The sequence below is a fragment of the Bacillus sp. REN10 genome, assembly GCF_016820555.1.
In the GTDB taxonomy this organism is placed as follows: domain Bacteria; phylum Bacillota; class Bacilli; order Bacillales; family Domibacillaceae; genus Bacillus_CE.
Map to the genome: position 1 here is coordinate 16,833 of NZ_JADHDW010000014.1, position 20,126 is coordinate 36,958.

The window sequence follows — 20,126 nt, forward strand, 5'->3', positions numbered from 1 at the left end:
CCAACTTAAACATAGTTTACTATTTTCTATAATATTTCTAATCATTATCTTTTTATAAAAACATTGGTAATTACTATAATAGGGGAGAAAATATAAATGTTCAAATAAGAACTAAACTTCTATGAATAGGAGAAATCATTATATTATTGAAGCAACGCTTTACCATTGGTGAGATGGCTAAAATGTACCATATCGCGGAATCGATATTATACCATCGATCAATTTTTGATGCTGGGAACCAATAAAAGAGATAAGATGACAGGATTGGTTCTTGTTATTCCTTTACTATTTATTTTACCAGCTTGGCTTGGTGTCCATGGCCTTTGGCTCGTACTGCCTGTTGCTAAGGTATTGACCGCTTTGATGGTATTTATCATGAATCGTTGGCGGCATCCTGTACCAGTAGAGCACGTGAAAACTATTGCATAACTTTAACCTAAAAAAACCCTGTTTGGAATGATTCAAACAAGGTTCAATTGCTTATCTAATTTTCATTTCACTGGCAATACAAGAATAAAGAACCGCCAATGCCATTACAGCGCGCGGTCCAACGTTTATTTTTTTTCAATACAGAATGTCGTAACGACAAACAGAATGAAGCTTACTAATAACGTAACTCCTCCACCGATATAAAACACTAAAGAAACAGCTTTAGAAATATTAAACGGCTGTAAAAACGTCATCCACATTCCGATCGTTAAACCAGTAGAACCGATAATGGCAGTCCATGTATGCCATATTGCTAATTTTTTTGCTTTAATTTCAAACACTTGGTAATACACACCCCAAGCAAATAATGTTAACCAACCGACAACGAGTATATGAGCATGGATCGGACGAAAAGCATACGATCCTGAACCAGCCATATGTGCTCCTAGCATTGCTCCAATCACTGCAAAGATGGCTGAAAATCGTATTAACACTAAATTTTTTCCGTTCACGAAAATCCTCTCCTACAATTATTTTCTACTACCATTGTAGGGAATAAAAATGAACGGAAGATGAATAGAATGTTACATTTTCAAATGAACTACCCGATGTTGCTATCACTCTTACATTGTTTTATGACAGGTTTTAAAAAGAAAAGAGGGTAAATTAATAAATAAAGATTAGGTAACCACCACGTCCAATCGAAATCAAGACGAATGGACCAAAACACAACGGCTTGTAATCCTGCACAGAAAGTTAAAACTAACGAAATAAGCGCTAAGTGACTCCATAATGCACTCTTTTTTACCCACAGATAAAGACTAACAAACCCTGTAATCGAGACTAACATGTCCAGAGGTAAAAACGACCAATTCCATGCTACTAAAATAGGATTATGATAATCTTTAAATAAAAATTGTGGTGGTATAATATGAAGAAACGTAATCAGCCAATACAAGAGAAATCCAACGTCAGTGACTAAGAAAAAGTATTTTAACGTTTTCAGCTTTCTCTCTCCTCCACGGCTATCTGTTCCTTCCCTTCTTCCTTACCAGTTGCAAAATTTAACGTCACTACCCCAACAATGATTAACAAAATCGCAACTACTTTCAGGATATTCATCGTTTCACCAAAATAAAGAATACCAATAATACTAATAACGGAAATACCAATACCAGACCAAATCGCATAAGCGACGGACACCTCAATGGTTTTCAAAGCAAGAGCTAGAGAGCTAAAACTTCCTAAATAAAAAACAATCATTAATATACTCGGAAGCATTCTTGTTAAGCCATTTGACTGCTTCATAGAAATTGTTCCGGCTACTTCCATCACAATAGCAAACGCTAAATATACCCAATGCATAAATCTTCCCCTTTCTTTTGCAACATCATTTCACGACACCGTAAAATAAAATATCCATCATTGATTGTAGTAATTCACCCATCGATTGCTTATGTTTTAATTTAAACTGCGGATCATAGATTTGATTGATCATCGCTAAATATAACTCAATAAATAACGATAGCTGTATGTCTTTGATGACTCCTGCCTGTATCCCTTCATTCATTAATTGCTCTACAATCGCCCATTCTTCTCTCATGAAGCGATCCAGTTTGCACCATTGTTGATAGTGATGTTTTTTTAGCTCCAATAATAAGCGGATGTCCATCAATTCAAATTCCTTAGGGATGAAAACTAGTACCTCTCTTATTCTTTCCACTATCGTTAACGAATCATCTGCAGCAATTTGCTGTTCCTTCGCTTTAATCTTTGAAATGAATTGATCAATAACAACCTCAATAATTTCTTCTTTAGAAGAGAAATGTTCATAAATGGTGCGTTTACTCACCGCTAATCGACTAGCTAAATCACTAATGGTAAAAGCAAACCCTTTTAATTGAATTAATCGAATAGCTTCATCCATAATCCTTTGCTTCAATGAATAACATCTCCTTTAAACTGTTGGTACCAATAAAGTTTTATAAGTACCAATATATCATTTGCGACAGGTTCCTGTCATCCCCTGAGGTTTGTCGATTTTTGTTGATTGATAAATATAGCGTTAAATTTCGCAATAAATGGGGGACTGGTCACATATTGGGTGTTTTCAATAATAAATATTCTGTCAGTATAATATAAAAAAATATGCAGGGATTATTGGCACAGTATCAAGTAGATGAACGCCAAAAATCTTTAGGACAACATAAAGAGCAAAAACAATGGCCGCAAGAAAAGAACGATGAGATACTATAAATAATAGTTCCCCATCGTTTCCTTTTTGAATCGCTAACTTTTTCAGTGGCTTCTACCTACGTTATGTTACCTCTATAAAATACTATTCAGTTCGCTCTCAGCAATTGCAAGATTAAGCTTGGCTGCTGATTGGCTTGGGCCATCATCGCCATTGCGACTTGAGCCAAAAGGGATTGCTTCATGTATTCCATCATTTCTTTAGCCATATCAGCATCCCGAATTCGCGATTCCGCTGCGGTTAAATTCTCTGCGGTGTTTTCTAAGTTATTGATTGTGTGCTCAAGCCTTCTTGTATAGGCACCAAGCCTAGAGCGTTGTGATGATACCCTCTCAATCGCTTTATCAATGATCGAACTGGCTGATGAAGCAGATTCAGTGGATGACATATCAAGCGTACCCTTTGTTGTATATCCGCTGCCCGTGCCAGTTAATCCGATGGCCACCGCTCGCATATCAGCCATTTCAAGTGTCATCGTCTGCCCGGAATTTGCCCCCACTTGAATCTTAAACTCATTTTTTGAACCATCGAGCAACTTCATCGTGTTAAACTCTGTATTGCCGCCGATTCTCGTGATTTCTTTCGTGAGCTCATCTATTTCTTCCTGTATCGCTAATCGATCAGCCTCACTAAGTGTCCCATTGGCCGCTTGTATAGAAAGCTCGCGCATCCGTTGCAGAATGTCATGCGTTTCATTAAGTGCTCCTTCCGCTGTCTGAATTAAAGAAATCGCATCTTGCGCATTGCGTGATGCTTGATTCAAGCCGCGAATTTGTGCTCGCATTTTTTCCGAGATTGCCAGTCCTGCCGGGTCATCGGCTGCCCGGTTAATTCTCAACCCCGAAGACAGTCTCTCCATTGCCCGACCTTGTGCAGCTAACGCCCTATTATACATCCGATAAGAATGCATCGCCATTACATTATGATTAATTCTCATACCGATCATCATCGTTGTCAAAAATCACCTTACTTTGACAACATCGCACTCCTCCTCTCTATCTTGCTATCTGCTTTAATTTCTTGATGTATGTTCTTTATATCGGATAAGCAGAAAATTTCTAAATATATACAAGGGAGTTAATGTAAAACACAAACATTCTATGCTTCCGTTTTCGCCTCCCCAAAACCTTTACCAAACTTTATCGAGTGCAACTGACCATTAGATGCCCAGTTTTCCCGATCATACTCTTCAAAAATAACGGTCACCCATTCTTCTTTCACATTCAGCTTTTGCCCCGCTTCTTTCGTAACGGCTGCAACGAATTGTTGTTTTTGCTCAACTGTTCTTCCTTTTGCTAATTGTACTGTGATAATCGGCATTTTCTAGATCCCTCCATACTACTTTTATATTCGTTCTTACTCTTGAAATTCCTTGCCTATCCTCACAAAAAAAGCAGACCCCTATTAAGGTCTGCTTTCCTATATTATTCCCCTAAATCAACGTTGTGGTACACTTGTTGAACATCTTCTAAATCTTCTAATGCATCAATCATCTTTTCAAATTGCGCTTGGGCTTCTTCGGATAGCTGAACTTCACTTTGCGGTAACATCGTTAATTCAGCTACTGTAAATTCCGTCACTCCTGCTTGCTTGAATGCTTCTTGCACCGCATGGAATTGATCAGGCTCAGCATAAACGATCACCGCTTCGTCTTCTTCTAAAATATCACGTGCATCGACATCCGCTTCCATTAATAATTCAAGCACGTCATCAGCCGTTTTTCCTTCCACACCGATAACAGCTGTTGCATCAAACATATAAGCAACTGATCCGCTCACGCCCATGTTTCCGCCGTTTTTCCCAAAGGCTGCGCGCACTTCAGAGGCTGTGCGGTTCACGTTATTTGTCAGCGCATCAACAATGACCATTGATCCGTTTGGTCCGAAGCCTTCGTAACGAAGCTCGTCGAAGTTCTCTTCTGACCCGCCTTTCGCCTTTTCAATCGCTCGATCAATAATTGCTTTTGGCACACTGTACGTTTTCGCGCGCTCGAGTACTACTTTTAACGCCTGATTGGATTCTGGATCTGGCTCGCCTTGCTTCGCTGCTACATAAATTTCCCGTCCAAACTTAGCATAGATCCGACTAGTATTGGCATCTTTTGACGCTTTTTTTTCCTTAATATTGTTCCATTTACGGCCCATCATGACCACTCTCTTTCTGCATTAAGTCTGCACCCATAATTATATTATAAAAGTAGGTGACTTCTTCAACATTTTTTTCTAGAAAACCATAGTTACTTTCATTGTAGTATTTCATTTTCAAGCAACACAAACTTAAAGCCTTGCTCTCGTAAAGCTGGCACCGCTTGCTTGACCCCTTCAGCTGTTCCGCTTTGTGGCTGGTTCATATGTAAAAGAGCAATCGAACCTGCCTTCGCACCCGTTAGCGCTTGTTTCACTTGCTCACTAGAAAATGTTGCTCCCGCATCACCGAGCACATCAAAATTAACGACTTGATATCCGAGCTCTTCAGCTAACTGAACAGCCACCTCATCGTAATAAGCTGTACCCGATCGAAACATCGTCATCTCCTTGCCTGTCAATGCCTTTACCGTTTGATGATTGCTCATAATCTCATCATAAACGGCTTGCGGCGAGGCAGTTGCTTCAATTCCCCACGCTTCTCCGCCTGCGACAGACAGCGGAGCATGCTTCGTTCCATGGTTTTCAACTTGAAACAAAGGATCAGCTGCTAGCTCTAAAAAGAGCGCCTCATTCGTCTGAATCCAACGTTCATTTAAAAACAACGTAGCTGGGATCTGTTCCGCTCGTAAAAAGGCGATGAGTTCTTCATCATAGCCACTTCCATGAGCCCCTCCACATGCATCAAACGTAAGTGCCATTTTCTTCTCACTCGTTTTCATTCTCGTCTTTACTCCATCTACCTGTTCGCCCCATTGCACAGGCTTGCGTTCAAACGCACTTAAATCAATAGATTTCACTGCTTCTTCAGGCACCTTTTTTGACACTTCTGTTGCTTCCTTTTTCTCTATCGGAATCGATTCTTTCTCCTCTTTCTGACTACATCCTTGAAGCAAACATAAAGATAAACACGTACTTAATAGTAAAAATCCTGCCTTCATAATTTCCCCTCATTCTTTAGCATCAAACACAAGAAACAAAACTTTCTATCCATCATTTATATTATAACGTGTAAAATAGATATTTTTTTAACAACAAAAAACTGTCACACAATATGACAGTTTATCGTTTAATTGTGTTAAACTAACCGACTCTTCGCAATCGATCGAGCCACATGAATCCCGCTCGTCGCCGCTCCGATTGTTCCTCCCCCAGGAAAAATATGATCGCCACAAAGATAAAGATTGTTGAGACCTGAGCGGTGTGAAATGGAGCGGAATAAAGCGTGAGCGACTGTTTGCGGAAAGCCGCCGACGTAGCCGTTTGGTCTTTTCGTGTAGTTTTCCCACGCCTTTGGTGCTCCGTATTCGATGGATTCAATCGCTTCCCGGAAAGATGGCACGACCACTTCGACCGCTGTTAACATTTTTTCTGCCAAGGTAGCCCGATAGTGGTCGTATTTTTCTTTTGTTGCCCAGTAAGCTGGATTCGAATGCGTAGAGATCGTAATCGTTTGATAATCGTCTGGCGCTCGCCTGTGATCTCCTAACGCGGAGGCAGACATGAAAAAATGCTCTCCTTCTGCCATATTTCCATTATGGCTCGTTGAAATTTGCCGAAATAACGGCAACGGCTGGCTTAGCTTTTGCACATTCACGGTGATATACAGTGTGAGCGTCACCCACGTAGGTTCATTCACATGCCGCTTCAGCGTTTTTTTCAGCTGCTGAACTAGCTTTGGTTCCAGTAATTGCGGCAGTTGCTGAATGGCGCTATTTAAAATCACAAAGTCGGCTTCATACGATTGATCACGATGATCGTGTACGAGCCAGCCATTATCAGATGGCACAACCTTTGTCACCGTTCTTCTTTTCTTTATTGTACCACCATTCTCCACTACGCTTTCGCCCATCATTTCAGCTAGCCGATACAAACCGCCTGGAACATAAAAAGCTCCTTCGTGATAAATATCGAGAGCGACTGCTGCTAGCAAATAAGACACGTCCCGGCTCCCCGTCTGCATACTATCAATGAGCAACCCATCAAGCATATGAACGAAAGGGCGCAATGTATGTAGAGAGTGTTTTTTTAACACATCATGTAATGTTCGGTTAAAATCAGGCAACAGCTTCACATGAACAGGGCGAATCGATGCCATTAAGTAGCCCCACTCCCGAACGGTCGTTGGCGGTAAAATCGGTAATCGCTGCATCAATGTTCGCACGATGCGTGCCGTTTCAAAGACTTCCTGATAAAATGCCTCAATCCTTTTCGCCTCTTGCGGGAATTGAGCTTGCATTTGCTCTACATGCCGGATGCGATCGCGATAAAATGTAAAAGTATGAGTAGGGTGAATCATCTCCATCACCACTTCTAACGGTTCGATCGGAAACGGCTTCTGTAAAAAACGAAATACCCGTTCGTGGATGCCATTTGGCTCAAGTCCCATTCCTAACGTTGCTCCTGCTGGGTATAAAAACTGATGCCTTTGAAATTTACCAGCACAACCTCCAAGTTCAGACGATGCTTCTAACACTGTCACTTGATATCCGACTTTCGCAAGCAACGAAGCAGCTGTTAACCCGGCTATACCTGCTCCTACAACCATGACACGTTTTGACATATCCATTCCTCCTACCCTCATTATGAAGGGGAAAAATGAATAAACTCAACTTCTAGCTCTTTCTCCGGTCAGATGGTAAGCATTGCTTCCTTCCGTCCCTCCTCGATATAATGAAACTACCACGTATTTGGAAAGGACAAAATGTCATGACAATTACCCGAGCATTATCGATTGCTGGCTCAGCTGCAAGAGGAGGAGCTGGCATTCAAGCAGATATAAAAACATTTCAAGAACTAGATGTATTTGGCATGAGTGCAATTACCGCGATCGTGGCTAGCCATCCACGCACCGAGCAAGGTATTTTCCCGCAAACGATCGAAGCGATTGAAGCACAAGTACATACCGCTTTACACGACATCGGCGCAGATGCGATTAAAACAGGCATGCTATTTACGGAAGAAATTATTGCGAAGGTGGCACAGTGGATTGAAGAAGCGAATGTAAAAAGTATCGTCGTCGATCCGGTGATGATCGGCAAAATGGGGTCTACCTTACTAAAGGATGACGCTATTCATGCTATGAAAACCAGACTATTACCGCTGGCGACGATCATTACACCCAATATGCCAGAAGCAGCCAAACTATTAGAAGTTGATCCGCTTACATCTGTCGAAGAACTAAAAGAAGCAGCACAAGCACTGCACCGTCTCGGACCGAAATATGTTCTCGTCAAAGGCGGTCGCTTAGAAGGACCAGCCATTGATGTCCTATTTGATGGCAAACAATTTTATTTATTGGAAGCCCCGCGCATTGATACAATCCACACCAATGGAGCAGGCTGTACATACTCGGCAGCGATTACCGCTGAGCTGGCGAAAGGAAAAAGCGTGCCAGAAGCAGTGGAAAAAGCGAAAAAATTTATTACAGCAGCCATTCGCCACTCCATTCAGTTTAAAAGAGGCGTCGGACCAACGAATCATGCGGCTTACGTAAAATATAATGAAACAGGCTGTAAAGTGACGGTAGAATAAGAGGCAAAAGGAGAACTTCACTCGAAGCTCTCCTTTTATATTGCTTTAATTCTTTGTTAGCCCTTCCTTCATCACATTTAACAGAAAGATAGTTAAAGAAAACATAGCTACTGGTAAAAGAACAATCCAAGGTGCTACAAATACTTCTAAACGATCCATAGAGATTAGGCCACTCCATTCATTACTCAAGGAGCGATGTTCTACTTTCTCAATCCCGGATTTCTCTACTTGCCCGCCTAGATAAATATTAAAAAAGCCTAAATAAATGAATAATAAACAAACTTGCACACACTGTTGGAGAAATAAAATAATCACTGGACCTTTTAAGAACGGCCAAATATGAACTCTCCACAAATGATATTTACCTGCTCCAAGCAGGAGAGAAGCTGTTATGTATAACTCCTTCATAATCAACTCAATCTTATGTGCAATTAATACCGTTACTGAAGGCAACATGACAAAAATGATAATCATACATTGCAACAGTAACATTGGAAAACTCACATCTTCCAACTCTATCATCATCATCGGCATCATAAAAATAATAGCTAGAAAAATAGTAGGAATATATTGAAAGGATTCCAGTATAGTATATATGTGCTTTTTGAATCGCCCTCCCCATAAAACGAGAATCCCTGCGAGAATCACCCCTAACATCACTTGAAGAAAGCTGACCACTAGCATTAAACTGAGTGTATATTTTGCTCCATCCATGACTTTGTAAAACATACTATTACCATATTTATCACTTCCAAACGGCGGGAGATCTCTTGGGTGGTAAGGGGCTGACAGCCAAGTTCCATCTTCCTTCTGTTGAACAGAGGGATTTGTTCCGTCTTCTACAAATGGGATGCATATACTAACTACTAATAACAAAATGATACCAATGAACCCCACTAAGAACCCCTTAGATTGAAACGCTTTATTCATATCCTCCCCCCCCTCTTCTTTAACCAAATAGAGCCCACCTGGAAGTAAAGAAAAAAAGTAGTGAACAGCAAAGAAAGCCAAACGAACAATGTGGCTGGCGTCATAATACTACGTAGCAAAAATGACATATAACCGTTTATATTGAACACATATTCAATAATCAGCATCGAAGATAACATAAATAAAAATACCGACTTAGAGTGATAAAAAAGTGGCGGTATAATATTACGGAATAAATGCTTATAAAAAATTAAATGATGATCGATCCCCTTTGCATAAGCAAATTCAATATAGGTTTTCTCTGATTCATCATGTAGATAATGGATCGCCATTTTAGTGAGTTGCATCGTTGGAATGACCGTTAAACAAAACACCGGCAACACAATTGGGCGACCATCCCCTGAATCTGCAATACTCAACCATTTAATCCCTGTTGATTGATAAATATAAATAACTACTAACTGAATAGTCCAAATAATCATAAGATCAGGAATCGACTCTATTACTGTTAAGCCTCTTCTCAAAGCACGTCTCCAACGTTCAGAAACATAATAATAGAAATTTAATAAAATAAAAGTTCCTAAAAGAGCCATTCCAAAAGAAAGAAAAAATATAGAGAAAGAATACGAAAATAAAAAAAATAAATAAGGAAATAAAGGACGTTCTATAAAACCAGAGCGACTAACATAAGTCATTGATAATGGTGACTGAAGTTGCTGAAACGTTTCAGCAAGAATAGATAGAAAAGGTTGTCCTCCAATCAGAAAAATGAGATGTGACATCAAAAAAAATACAAAAATCGTTAGAATATATTTACCCAAATATGTCCTCCTCTAAAATATTTTATTTCTTCAAATAATTCGTATTTTCAAAAAATAAAATCCAGACAAGCAGCTTATATCATTAATGATCACCTAATTGGATATCATTATTTTACCATAAAATATCAGTTTTTTGACCCGATAACCAAATATATGATCCATGAAGAATAAAAAAGAGACTCAAAAACAAGTCTCCCTTTTTTATTAATTAGAACGATGGCTATAGCCAACCTCTGCCTCATTGATGCTTGATTTCGCCCACTTCGAACTGATAAGCAGACAAATCATAATAATGACCGATCCGAAAATATATGGGAAATTTAAGTTCATATCCAATAAAGCGCCGGCAATAGCGGGACCGATCACATTGCCAATGCTCATGTACGCATTATTCATGCCAGCCGCAAACCCTTGTTCATCACCGGCCATTTTCGATACCATCGTATTAATTGCTGGACGCAACAGCGAAGTAGCGATGAAAAAGACCGCTGAAATGATTAACACTGACCAAAACCCTTGCGCTAGCAGCAGTGAAAGCATTGTGATGGCCGCGACGATCAGACTGCCATTAATCACCGAACTTTCTCCGAAGCGTCTAACCATCCGTTCGAGAACAAATGCCTGCACAATAACACCCATTAAACCGGCGACAACAATTAAAATGGAGATATCCATTGGGGTAAAACTAAATTTAATATCAGAAAATAAACTAATCGTGGATTGAAAATTGGCTAACCCGAAAGATACAGTAAACACCATAATTAATAAAGGAAAATAAGGAGTTTTCACTGAGTGAACAAGCTGTTTAAGTAAGCTTTCTCTTTTTTGCGGAGAAGAAGTAGTTTCTTTGCGCTTTGTCTCTGGTAAAAGAAATGTTGATAAAATAGCAGCGGTCGCAGCCACTGCCGCCGCCGTAAAGAAAGGTGCTCTCATACCAAACTCCGCTAATAATCCGCCCATACCAGGACCAATGACAAACCCTAAAGACATTGACGCTCCTAAACGCCCCATTCCTTTCGCACGATTTTCTATTGTCGTAATATCAGCGACATAGGCCATCATGGAAGGAATCATAAACGCTCCTCCAATACCGCCAAGCGCTCTCGATACAAATAATACCCATAAATGTTCAGAAACAGCAAACAACAACTGAGAAACAGAAAACAAAATAAGACCTGCAATAATTGTCTTTTTTCGCCCTAACCGATCGGATAAATCTCCAGCCAGCGGCGAGAAAAGAAACTGAGCAAATGAAAAAGTGGCGATTAATAATCCAAATGTTTTTCCGCCAGCATCAAATTCGTGAATAATCGTTGGCATAATCGGAACGATCAGCCCGATACCTGTCATGACAATAAACATATTCACCATCAAAATGAAAAGTGAAAAACGGCTGTTTCGTTCTATACTCAATACTACCTCACCTCTCTCCGCATTCAATGAAGAAAAGTGTAACATATTTTATTTTTTTCGGCACCGAAAATGTTTCGACATTCGAAATAAAAAAAGTCTTCATGAGAGAAGTGCTTCTCTCATGAAGACTCTTTCTTTCAACTAAACAACTGATGGTACAGCTTTTTTGCTTTTACTATATCTTTCGTTCCATGAATCAGCATTCGTCCGTCTTGAAATAAGACTATTCGCTGATCGGATAGGTTCGCTGACAACAAAAACCCATTTGATTTTACATCGATTCCCTGTTTTTGAAGCATGGAGGCGAGCTCATGTAACTGATAACTTCTTCCTTGTGGCGAGCGAATTTGAACGGTGTCTCTGCCGCATAGCACAGCCGCTCTCGTTTGATTTTCTCTTTGTAAAAAGGGATAGGTTGGGTGACTGCCGCATGAAGGACAATCCTTCTTTTGTAAGGAGGCAACTCGAATGGATGAAAACGTGTTTTTCCATAAATCAAAAGCAACGAGCTTTTGACGAACAGCCTCCATCTTTCCCGAAAGAATTTTCAACGCCTCTGCGCCTTGATAAGCGACAGTCATTTGAACAGCTGGTGCGATTACCCCTGCTGTATCACATGTCATCCCTTCAACTGGTAGCATATCGAGTAAACAATGAAAGCATGGGCCAGCTCCAGGAATAATCGGATAACTGATTCCTTGACTGCCAACACAAGCGCCATAAATCCAAGGAATATGATATTTTTGCGATAAATCATTGATCATAAAACGCGTTTCAAAGTTATCGGTTCCATCAAGAAGTAAGTTGGGTGATTGCTTGTTGATCAGCTCCTCTAGCTCCACGGGGCCTGCATCTGCTGTAATAGCTGTAATTTGAATATCGGAATTAATTCCCTCTAATCTTTGCTTTGCCGCGACTGCTTTCGGAAACCCATCCTTTGCGTGCTGTTCGGTAAATAGCTGCTGTCGCTGCAAATTGCTCCAATCAACATAGTCGCGGTCGATTAATGTCATATGACAAACACCAGCACGGGCAAGCATTTCCGCTAGAGCGGAACCTAGTGCCCCTACTCCTACCAACAGAACATGTTTATTCGTAAAGGAGCCTTTTTCTTGCAAAAAAAGCTCTTGCCTAGAATAGCGATCTTTCATGACCTCATCCCCCACCAACAAAGTGAACGATCTCAATTCGATCACCGTCAGCAATCGGAGTCGTATCTAGCTCTGCTTTTGAAACAATCTCCCCGTTTCGTTCAATAATAACCGCTTTACCATCGAGAGCATATGTTTTCAACAACATCGCAACGGTTGGTGAAGCAAGCTGAAGCTCTTCTTTTTTTCCATTGATGGTTATATTCATTGTGACATCCTCTCCTCTTTCTTAATCGCTTCACGATAGGCGATCGCTTGCTCGAGCGGATTAGAGTGACCAAAAATTCCTGACATGACAGCGATACCGTCTGCTCCAGCCTGCTTTAACTCCTTCACATGATGAGGCAAGATCCCTCCAATTGCAATAATAGGAACCCTGGATAAAGCCGAAGCTTCTTTTACTGCCCATAACCCAACAGGCGCAAGTGATGGCTTGCACGAGGTTTCGTAAATATGTCCAAACAAGATAAAATCAGCCCCGTGTTCCGCATATATCGATGCTACTTCCGGATCATGAACGGAACATCCCACCGTGAGAGCAGGTTCAATTTTTTTCGCTTCAACGACAGGCAAGCTGTTTTCCGTCAGTTGCACACCCGCTACTCCTGAAACTAATGCTACATCTAGTCGATCATTGACAATGATTTTTTTTGCAGGCACCCCCACATCGATAAAGCTTTCCACCCACTCCAATATCTCTTTCGCCGACCGGTGCTTTTCACGAATATGAACATAATCGACAAAAGGATGAATTTTCGAGGCGATATTCGCTGCTTGCTGTTGATCTAGTGTTCCTGTTGTGACGGCATGAAGTTGAAAAAACATCGCCACACCTCCTATACCGTTAACATATCCCAGTCTTTACTTACTGGCTGATAGCCTAGTTGCTTCAACCTGGCTTTCACTTCTTCCACGGAACGGGAATCTGAGATTTCAAACTGACTATTATCTTCTTGTCTAGTGGTCGCATAACCACCGACCACCGTCGAAGAAGCGGCGGACATTTTCGTCACACCTAATTTAATGAGATGATCACGAAACGCAGCCTCTTCTCGCGTCGATAAGGTAATGCCTGCTCGCGGCATAAATAAACGAAAAGCGAGCATCGCCTGCACCAAGTCTCGATCACGAACCTCTACTTTTGGTGCGAATCCACCTAAATTTGGTCGAATGCGTGGAAAAGAGACGGCAATATCCGTTTGAAGATATTTTTTCTGTAAATATTGAGCATGAAGAGCTGTAAAGTACGATTCTTTTCTCCAATCATCAAGACCTAATAATGCCCCAATATTGACTGAACGCATTCCAGCCAGACAGCCTCGCTCAGGAGCATCAAGGCGATATTTATAATTTCTTTTTGGCCCCTTCAGATGAAGCTCTTTATAAATCTCTTCATTGTATACTTCTTGAAAAACCGTCAATCCATCGATTCCTGCTTGAAATAGTCGTTCATATTCTTTCGTATCGAGCGGCTGCACTTCAATCGAAATTGAAGCGGCTTGCTCCTTCAATATTTGCGCTCCTTCGATTAAATAATCAACGGACGAATGGATGCGTGATTCTCCCGTTAACAAAATCACATGCTGAATCCCCATTTGTTTTAATGCCTTTGCCTCTTGATGGATTTCAAGTGCCGACAATTTTCGTCTAGGAAACTCATTATCAAAGCTAAAACTACAATACGTGCATTTATTGACGCAATAATCGGTTAAGTAAAGCGGCGCAAACAGCACGATCACTTTCCCGAAATGCTGAACCGTTAGCTGATGGGCTTTCTGCGCCATTTCTTCTAATCGCTGCTCAGCAGCTGGTGATAATAAAGCCAATAAATCATACTCATCAAGTGTTGATTTCGACAGAGCTCTGTCAACATCTGCTCGTGTCATTCGTTCAAACAGTTGGTCATATGGCTCATCTTTCATGTCATTATATAGATCATAAAAACTCACAATACCACCTCCTTTTAGTTTAAAAATCCAGTCAATGGCGACGAAGCTTGTGCTTGTTGAGAAATGGGGCCTAATCCGGCAAGATAAGCTTTTCTGCCTGCTTGGACAGCTAAATGAAAGGCTATTGCCATATTAACCGGATTCTTTGCTGTCGCAATTGCTGTATTGACTAATACGGCATCTGCTCCCATTTCCATCGCTTCCGCTGCTTCAGACGGTCTGCCAATTCCGGCATCAACAATAATTGGTAACGTTTTTTCTTCAATCAAAATGCGAATCATTTCTTTCATCTTAATCCCTCTGTTTGAGCCAATCGGTGAACCAAGAGGCATCACAGCGGCCGCTCCTACATCTGCTAGCTTTTTCGCCGTGATCAAATCTGGATTTACATAAGGAAGAACAACAAACCCTTCCTTCGCTAATATCTCTGTCGCCTTAACCGTTTCTTCATTATCTGGCAGTAAATACTTTTGGTCTGGAATTACTTCGATTTTAATCCAATTGCCCATCCCTGCTGCTTGAGCTAAATGAGCAATTCTTACCGCTTCCTCCGCTGTTCTCGCACCGGAAGTATTCGGAAGCAACGTCAATCCTTTTGGAATATCATGCAAAATATTTTCTTTCCCTGCCTGTAAATCAACCCTTCTTAAAGCAACTGTGACAACTTCTGTCCCTGACTGTTCAAAAGCTTGCCTCATCACTGCATGATCAGCAAATTTACCTGTTCCTGTAAACAATCGATTCGTTAACTTCTTCCCACCAATAAACAATTCCTCCATGTTCTTCTCTCCCTTTTTAAATTAAAAGCGAAAGGCGTTCGCCCATCGGTGACAAGCAAAAGACGAGCTGGCTGAAAGGTTGCTCTTTAACCTTTTGGACAGATTGACTTTTGACCTCGAGCCGATAACGCCTGTAGCTAGACCCCAATAAAAGCGAAAGGCGCGGCGCAGAGCTCAGCTTTTTCCTCAAAAAAAGAGCCTACCACGACGGCAGGCTCAGTTTCTACGCATACAAAAATAAGCATAAAAAAGTAAGCTTCCCTCCGTTGGTATTAACCAAATCAGGTTCAAGAGTTGGATTACATCCTCTCAGCCATAACGGCACCCCTAGCTTTTATTTAGAATATTCAATTATTCATCTAGTATAACGCTCATATATGTTTTTGTTAAGGCTCTTTTGCACATCCAGCTATTATTTATATCGTTCCACATTCATCCCCATCGGACCATTAATTGATCTAATGCTCGAAAGCCAACTAAATTCCTCCATTGCAAATGCTGTGTCTCTAGCTGAAGATGTTCTAACCGTTGGATGAGCGGCAAGATCGCCATTTTTGCTTCTAATTTAGCTAACATCGCGCCAATACAGAAATGAGAGCCGATCCCGAATGCAAGGTGAGGATTCGGATTTCGAGTAATATCGAGTACATTGGGATGCGCAAATTTGGCGGAATCACGATTTGCCGCTCCGATTAAAATATACACTTGCTCTCCCTGTTCAATACAAACATTATTGATATGTATATCATCCCCAGCCACGCGAGCGACCATTTGCGTCGGACTTTCATAGCGTAAAAATTCTTCTACAGCCGATTCCATAAGAGATGGCTGTTTTTTTAATAACTGAAGCTGCTCACGATTTCGCAATAGCGCCAGCACGGAATTACTAATGAGGTTGACAGTTGTCTCATGCCCAGCAATGACAAGCAAAATACAGGCCGAAAGTATCTCTTCATTTGACAATTGATCATTTTGTTGCGCTTCTAGCAGTTGACTAATGAAGTCATTCTCAGGAGATTGCCTTCTTTTTTGAATAAGAGTGTTAAAATAATCGATCAGGCCCTTCATCGTCTCATTTCCATGAAGCAGCGTCTTTCTTGAGCGAGTAAAGTCAATCGATTCTATTAAACTGATCGCCCATCCTCTAAATTGCCAACGGTCTTCCGCAGGTATCCCAATAATTTTAGCAATGATCAGACTAGCTAACGGAAACGCAAAGTCGGCAATGATGTCCATCCGTTTTTGATTGTACACATCATCCACTAAATCGTGAGCCGTTTTCTCGATGTAAGGGCATAGATCATTTAATGCTGCCGGTGTAAAGAACGGGCTCATCAACAGGCGCAACCGGCGGTGATCTTGATCGTTTTTAAACAGTAGCATATCGTTTTGTACATTTTTGAGCTGTGCAAACTTTTTCGTTGTCTGAGGTAGCGGAATCCGATTTTCAAAGCGGGGATCTTTCAAGATCATGGCCGCCTCTTCATATCCGGTTACGTACCAACCTGGTTGTTTAAGAGCTGTCCCCTTCATGATTGGACTCTGTGACCGCAATTCATCATAAATAGGATAAGGATTTTCTATTAGCTGAGGAGAAGCTAGCATTGCAGGTGAAACGAGTACATCATTTGCCATGTTTGACCCTCCAATTTATTGAATGATATCTAATTCTTTGCCAATAACATAAAATGCTTGTAATAAAGCTTGGATATCTTCATCTGTATGATCAGCAGTGACAGTTAACCGAATGCGGCTTTCTCCTGCTGGTACCGTAGGCGGACGAATGGCAGGGGCGTAAATGCCGTTTTCTGCTAATTTTTTCGCAAAAGCAAGTGCCGTATCATTTTCTCCAATGATGACCGGAATGATTGGTGTGGCATCCCCTTTTACAACGAATCCCATTTCTGCTAAACATGTTTTAATGTCGGTGATTTTCGCCAACAATTGCTGACGCTTTTCTTGACCTTGTTCGATCAACTCAATCGCGGCATACGAAGCGGCACAAATAGCTGGAGGAATCGACGTTTGAAAAATAAAAGTGCGCGCATGGTTGAGCAAAAAGTCGATTAATATGTTGGAACCAGCGACAAACCCACCTTCTGTCCCCACCGCTTTGCTTAACGTGCCAATCATAACATCTGGCTGCACATCAAAAAATTCACTCGTCCCTCGCCCATTCTCGCCTAACACACCCGTGCCGTGAGCATCATCAACAATCACAAAAGCATGGTATCGTTTCGCTAGAGACATGATTTGATCAAGCGGCGCAATCGTCCCATCCATACTAAACACGCCATCTGTCACAATAAAACGCCGTACATACGACTGAGTTTCTTGTAACCGCTGTTCAAGATGCGGCATGTTGATGTGATCATAAACAACGGTATCCGCTTTCGATAACCGGCATCCATCAATGATACTGGCATGATTCAACTGATCGCTCAGAATTACATCCCCTTTTTCAGGCAAGGAAGAAAGTACACCGATATTCGCTAAATAGCCGTTTGAAAATAAGAGAGCCGCTTCCGTCTGTTTAAAGTGGGCAATCCGTTCTTCCAGGTTTTGATGCCATTCCGTGTGACCCGTCGTTAACCTCGAACCGCTGCTGCCTACCCCGAATTCATGCAAAATGGTTTCGGCAGCATACACTAAGCCTTGTTCATTTGCTAACCCTAAATAATCATTCGACGAAAAGATAAGCTGACGCTTCCCTTCCATGACCCTTTCTGAACAAGGCGCTGTGCTCATTGTTCGCAACTGGCGATACAAACCAGACGCTTTTGTTTGATTCAGACGATGACCTAACCATGCGTTTAGTTCCATGACGTACCTCCCTTATTATTCTTCCTCCCATTGAATAAGAACCGGTTGTTTTTCCAAGAAACGTATGTAAGAATCCATGTCACTGAATCCGTCAACGAAAAAGATACGACAGCCTTGCTCATCTCCATGCTCTTTTAAATGTGAGATGCGTTGATAACCTAACATGTTACTAGCCACATACCCCGTTATATATTCAGGATCGTCAGACCAGCACAGCTCGGCGACCGTTGCTGGATGCACACTCACCTTTGTGGCCAACACGAGTGCTTCCTTTACTCTCGAATGGCTCGGCTCATTAAAATGGTCCGCCCACTTTTCAAAATTGGCATTCACCCAGTCCATGCGCGACACACGCACACCTTTTTGGTGACGATCATCAACTCGTTCGCCAGAATGAACATCGACCAACATGGCTCCTCTCATCCCCGGATCATTCACCAGCTTTTCATACACTTTGTTGATCACTTCTTTTTTGATTCCAGCCTGCTCTAACAACTCACGTGCCAACGCTTGTCCCGCTTCCACTGATTCCACTTCATTCGTCTTGATTGACAAAGGCTCGATTCGTTTAATCGGCTCGTCAATCACATCAAATTGAATTTGTACAAAATCCGGATTTCCCCTTGAATGAGTTAACGCCTTATCTAATAAACTATTTACAGCTTCTCTCATATTTGGATAAGTAGAAAGCAATTCCCCACCAGAAATATGCTTTCCCCCTTGCTCATGAGGTCCCCCCTTAGCCGCTCTCATCCGAACACTATAAAACGCTTCCTCTTGCATCCTTTCACCCCCGATTGTTAACCGAAACTCCATATATGTAAACTATATTAATATTTAAGTTTACTTTTTTCAATGTTTATTGCCATTAAATAGAGAAATGATCCATATAGTGAATGAAATTGGGCGGGAATGAAAGAAAATCGGGTGCAAACCACCTTCAATTTGGCGCGAACTTAGTCGAATTGGGCACATCTCTTTCATCCACACAAAAAAGGCTGTCTAAAAAGTCAGCTTTCACTAACTTTTTAGACAGCCTCGCGATCTCTCATAATGACCAATAACATATATACACTAAATGCTAATATAATTGAAACGATGATCATCAATCCATACGAATCAGGCATGTTTAACAATAAAAGGTTTATGAAATGAAATACGCTCATAGATAGCAAGAAACCTAAATAAACATTTTTCCTCTTTGAATGTCTTCTTCCATCATCAGCAAACTTGATATAGCTAAATGATAACCAAACAAAAAGTGGGAAATAAAAAGTCACTAAACAGACAAAAACTATACCATTATAGTTCAAAATTAGCAGCTCCTCGTCTACATAAAATACTATATAATAAAAAAGATTTTTTATGTTTTATATTCTAATTATTCCATTGATTTCTTTGGTAACAACTATCATTACATAAGGAGTAAATACAATATGACATGGATTGCTATTATTATAATATCAGGTATTATCAAATTATTAATGAGTCCTCCAAGTATACTTGTGGGATGGATTGTAAGTAAATTTGCACTTCATCCACAACTAGATTCGAAAGATGTGACTGTAACATTTAATGGAAAACACTTACAAGAAGAAGAAAACGCTAAATTTATTGACCATTTCAATAAAGCTTGCTTTCTAAAAAAACATGATATGTTTCTGGGCAATGAAAAAGCATTTCTACATCCAGAGACTAATGTTACGCCATTTATCATCAATTTAAAAACAGGCAAACAAGATGTGAACTTCTTCATTTATAATTACGATCATCACGTTGATGTCGTCAAGCAGTACAAGAGGAAAATTGTTTCTTATAGTATTAGCTCTGATCATCTTCAAAAATTCCCCACACCAACTATATAAACGTAGTAAGTTTGATTTATATAATTACACAAAG

At 40.8% G+C, this 20,126-nt stretch carries 22 protein-coding genes, 2 pseudogenes and 1 riboswitch; of the genes and pseudogenes, 4 read left to right on the forward strand and 20 right to left on the reverse strand.

Translation table 11 applies throughout. The features are described 5' to 3' along the window. Positions 1–140: 140 nt before the first annotated feature. Together IRB43_RS18320 and IRB43_RS15310 are read left to right on the forward strand one after the other, a co-directional pair. Positions 141–230 (forward strand): annotated as a pseudogene (locus IRB43_RS18320) (MerR family transcriptional regulator); the annotation flags it as partial. Between the two features lie 31 nt (positions 231–261). Continuing rightward, a pseudogene (locus IRB43_RS15310) lies at positions 262–429 on the forward strand (MATE family efflux transporter); the annotation flags it as partial. 125 nt (positions 430–554) lie between these two features. Here IRB43_RS15310 and IRB43_RS15315 read toward each other — a convergent pair. From IRB43_RS15315 to IRB43_RS15355, 9 genes are all read right to left on the reverse strand, one after another. Next, positions 555–941, reverse strand: coding sequence for a hypothetical protein (locus IRB43_RS15315; RefSeq protein WP_203364359.1), 387 nt, complete (start codon positions 939–941; stop codon positions 555–557). An 89-nt stretch (positions 942–1,030) separates the two neighbouring features. Continuing rightward, the gene (locus IRB43_RS15320) at positions 1,031–1,435 is read right to left on the reverse strand and encodes a DUF5360 family protein (protein WP_203364396.1); all 405 of its coding nucleotides are present in this window, start codon (positions 1,433–1,435) and stop codon (positions 1,031–1,033) included. Beyond that, positions 1,432–1,794 (reverse strand): DMT family transporter, encoded by a 363-nt coding sequence (locus tag IRB43_RS15325; protein ID WP_203364360.1) that lies wholly within the window; start codon positions 1,792–1,794, stop codon positions 1,432–1,434. The genes IRB43_RS15320 and IRB43_RS15325 overlap by 4 nt, the downstream gene beginning before the upstream one ends. 25 nt (positions 1,795–1,819) lie before the next feature. Further along, positions 1,820–2,371, reverse strand: coding sequence for a TetR/AcrR family transcriptional regulator (locus IRB43_RS15330; protein ID WP_203364361.1), 552 nt, complete (start codon positions 2,369–2,371; stop codon positions 1,820–1,822). 400 nt (positions 2,372–2,771) lie between these two features. Beyond that, a complete protein-coding gene (locus IRB43_RS15335) occupies positions 2,772–3,620 on the reverse strand; it encodes a flagellin N-terminal helical domain-containing protein (RefSeq protein ID WP_203364397.1) in 849 nt (282 codons plus the stop codon). Positions 3,621–3,781: 161 nt separating this feature from the next. After that, the gene (locus IRB43_RS15340) at positions 3,782–4,003 is read right to left on the reverse strand and encodes a tautomerase family protein (protein ID WP_203364362.1); all 222 of its coding nucleotides are present in this window, start codon (positions 4,001–4,003) and stop codon (positions 3,782–3,784) included. Between the two features lie 104 nt (positions 4,004–4,107). Next, positions 4,108–4,827, reverse strand: a complete 720-nt coding sequence (locus tag IRB43_RS15345; RefSeq protein WP_203364398.1) for a YebC/PmpR family DNA-binding transcriptional regulator — start codon at positions 4,825–4,827, stop codon at positions 4,108–4,110. Positions 4,828–4,925: 98 nt separating this feature from the next. Next, positions 4,926–5,768, reverse strand: a complete 843-nt coding sequence (locus IRB43_RS15350) for a polysaccharide deacetylase family protein (RefSeq protein ID WP_203364363.1) — start codon at positions 5,766–5,768, stop codon at positions 4,926–4,928. A 137-nt stretch (positions 5,769–5,905) separates the two neighbouring features. Beyond that, positions 5,906–7,390 carry a phytoene desaturase family protein gene (locus IRB43_RS15355; RefSeq protein WP_203364364.1) on the reverse strand — a complete coding sequence of 495 codons (1,485 nt, stop codon included), beginning with the start codon at positions 7,388–7,390 and terminating at the stop codon, positions 5,906–5,908. A 146-nt stretch (positions 7,391–7,536) separates the two neighbouring features. Here IRB43_RS15355 and thiD point away from each other — a divergent pair, with 146 nt between their 5' ends. After that, on the forward strand, positions 7,537–8,361 hold the full coding sequence (gene thiD / locus IRB43_RS15360) for a bifunctional hydroxymethylpyrimidine kinase/phosphomethylpyrimidine kinase (protein ID WP_203364365.1): 825 nt from the start codon (positions 7,537–7,539) through the stop codon (positions 8,359–8,361). A gap of 45 nt (positions 8,362–8,406) precedes the next feature. Here the strand turns inward: thiD and IRB43_RS15365 are convergent, their stop codons facing one another. The 11 genes from IRB43_RS15365 to bioW form a co-directional block, all read right to left on the reverse strand. Then, the gene (locus IRB43_RS15365) at positions 8,407–9,291 is read right to left on the reverse strand and encodes an ABC transporter permease subunit (protein ID WP_203364366.1); all 885 of its coding nucleotides are present in this window, start codon (positions 9,289–9,291) and stop codon (positions 8,407–8,409) included. Next, positions 9,288–10,112, reverse strand: a complete 825-nt coding sequence (locus tag IRB43_RS15370) for an ABC transporter permease subunit (protein ID WP_203364367.1) — start codon at positions 10,110–10,112, stop codon at positions 9,288–9,290. The genes IRB43_RS15365 and IRB43_RS15370 overlap by 4 nt, the downstream gene beginning before the upstream one ends. Before the next feature lie 204 nt (positions 10,113–10,316). Beyond that, complete coding sequence (locus IRB43_RS15375; RefSeq protein WP_238942047.1) at positions 10,317–11,525, reverse strand: MFS transporter; 1,209 nt, start codon at positions 11,523–11,525, stop codon at positions 10,317–10,319. 137 nt (positions 11,526–11,662) lie between these two features. Then, positions 11,663–12,676: a ThiF family adenylyltransferase gene (locus IRB43_RS15380; RefSeq protein ID WP_203364369.1), complete on the reverse strand. Its 1,014-nt coding sequence runs from the start codon at positions 12,674–12,676 to the stop codon at positions 11,663–11,665. Positions 12,677–12,680: 4 nt separating this feature from the next. Further along, positions 12,681–12,884, reverse strand: a complete 204-nt coding sequence (gene thiS, locus IRB43_RS15385) for a sulfur carrier protein ThiS (RefSeq protein WP_203364370.1) — start codon at positions 12,882–12,884, stop codon at positions 12,681–12,683. Beyond that, positions 12,881–13,501, reverse strand: a complete 621-nt coding sequence (locus tag IRB43_RS15390) for a thiamine phosphate synthase (RefSeq protein WP_203364371.1) — start codon at positions 13,499–13,501, stop codon at positions 12,881–12,883. Before IRB43_RS15390 ends, thiS begins: the two co-directional genes overlap by 4 nt. A gap of 11 nt (positions 13,502–13,512) precedes the next feature. Next, a complete protein-coding gene (gene thiH, locus IRB43_RS15395) occupies positions 13,513–14,625 on the reverse strand; it encodes a 2-iminoacetate synthase ThiH (protein ID WP_203364372.1) in 1,113 nt (370 codons plus the stop codon). A 14-nt stretch (positions 14,626–14,639) separates the two neighbouring features. Beyond that, positions 14,640–15,404: a thiazole synthase gene (locus tag IRB43_RS15400; RefSeq protein ID WP_203364373.1), complete on the reverse strand. Its 765-nt coding sequence runs from the start codon at positions 15,402–15,404 to the stop codon at positions 14,640–14,642. Positions 15,405–15,645: 241 nt separating this feature from the next. After that, positions 15,646–15,743, reverse strand: a riboswitch (TPP riboswitch). A 93-nt stretch (positions 15,744–15,836) separates the two neighbouring features. Beyond that, the gene (locus IRB43_RS15405; RefSeq protein ID WP_203364374.1) at positions 15,837–17,039 is read right to left on the reverse strand and encodes a cytochrome P450; all 1,203 of its coding nucleotides are present in this window, start codon (positions 17,037–17,039) and stop codon (positions 15,837–15,839) included. Positions 17,040–17,054: 15 nt separating this feature from the next. Beyond that, on the reverse strand, positions 17,055–18,227 hold the full coding sequence (gene bioF, locus IRB43_RS15410) for an 8-amino-7-oxononanoate synthase (protein ID WP_203364375.1): 1,173 nt from the start codon (positions 18,225–18,227) through the stop codon (positions 17,055–17,057). A 15-nt stretch (positions 18,228–18,242) separates the two neighbouring features. Further along, entirely contained in the window at positions 18,243–19,010 is a 768-nt protein-coding gene (gene bioW, locus IRB43_RS15415; protein WP_203364376.1) for a 6-carboxyhexanoate--CoA ligase, read from the reverse strand. Positions 19,011–19,663: 653 nt separating this feature from the next. Here bioW and IRB43_RS15420 point away from each other — a divergent pair. Further along, positions 19,664–20,092 (forward strand): YfmQ family protein, encoded by a 429-nt coding sequence (locus IRB43_RS15420; RefSeq protein WP_203364377.1) that lies wholly within the window; start codon positions 19,664–19,666, stop codon positions 20,090–20,092. Positions 20,093–20,126 lie beyond the last annotated feature (34 nt).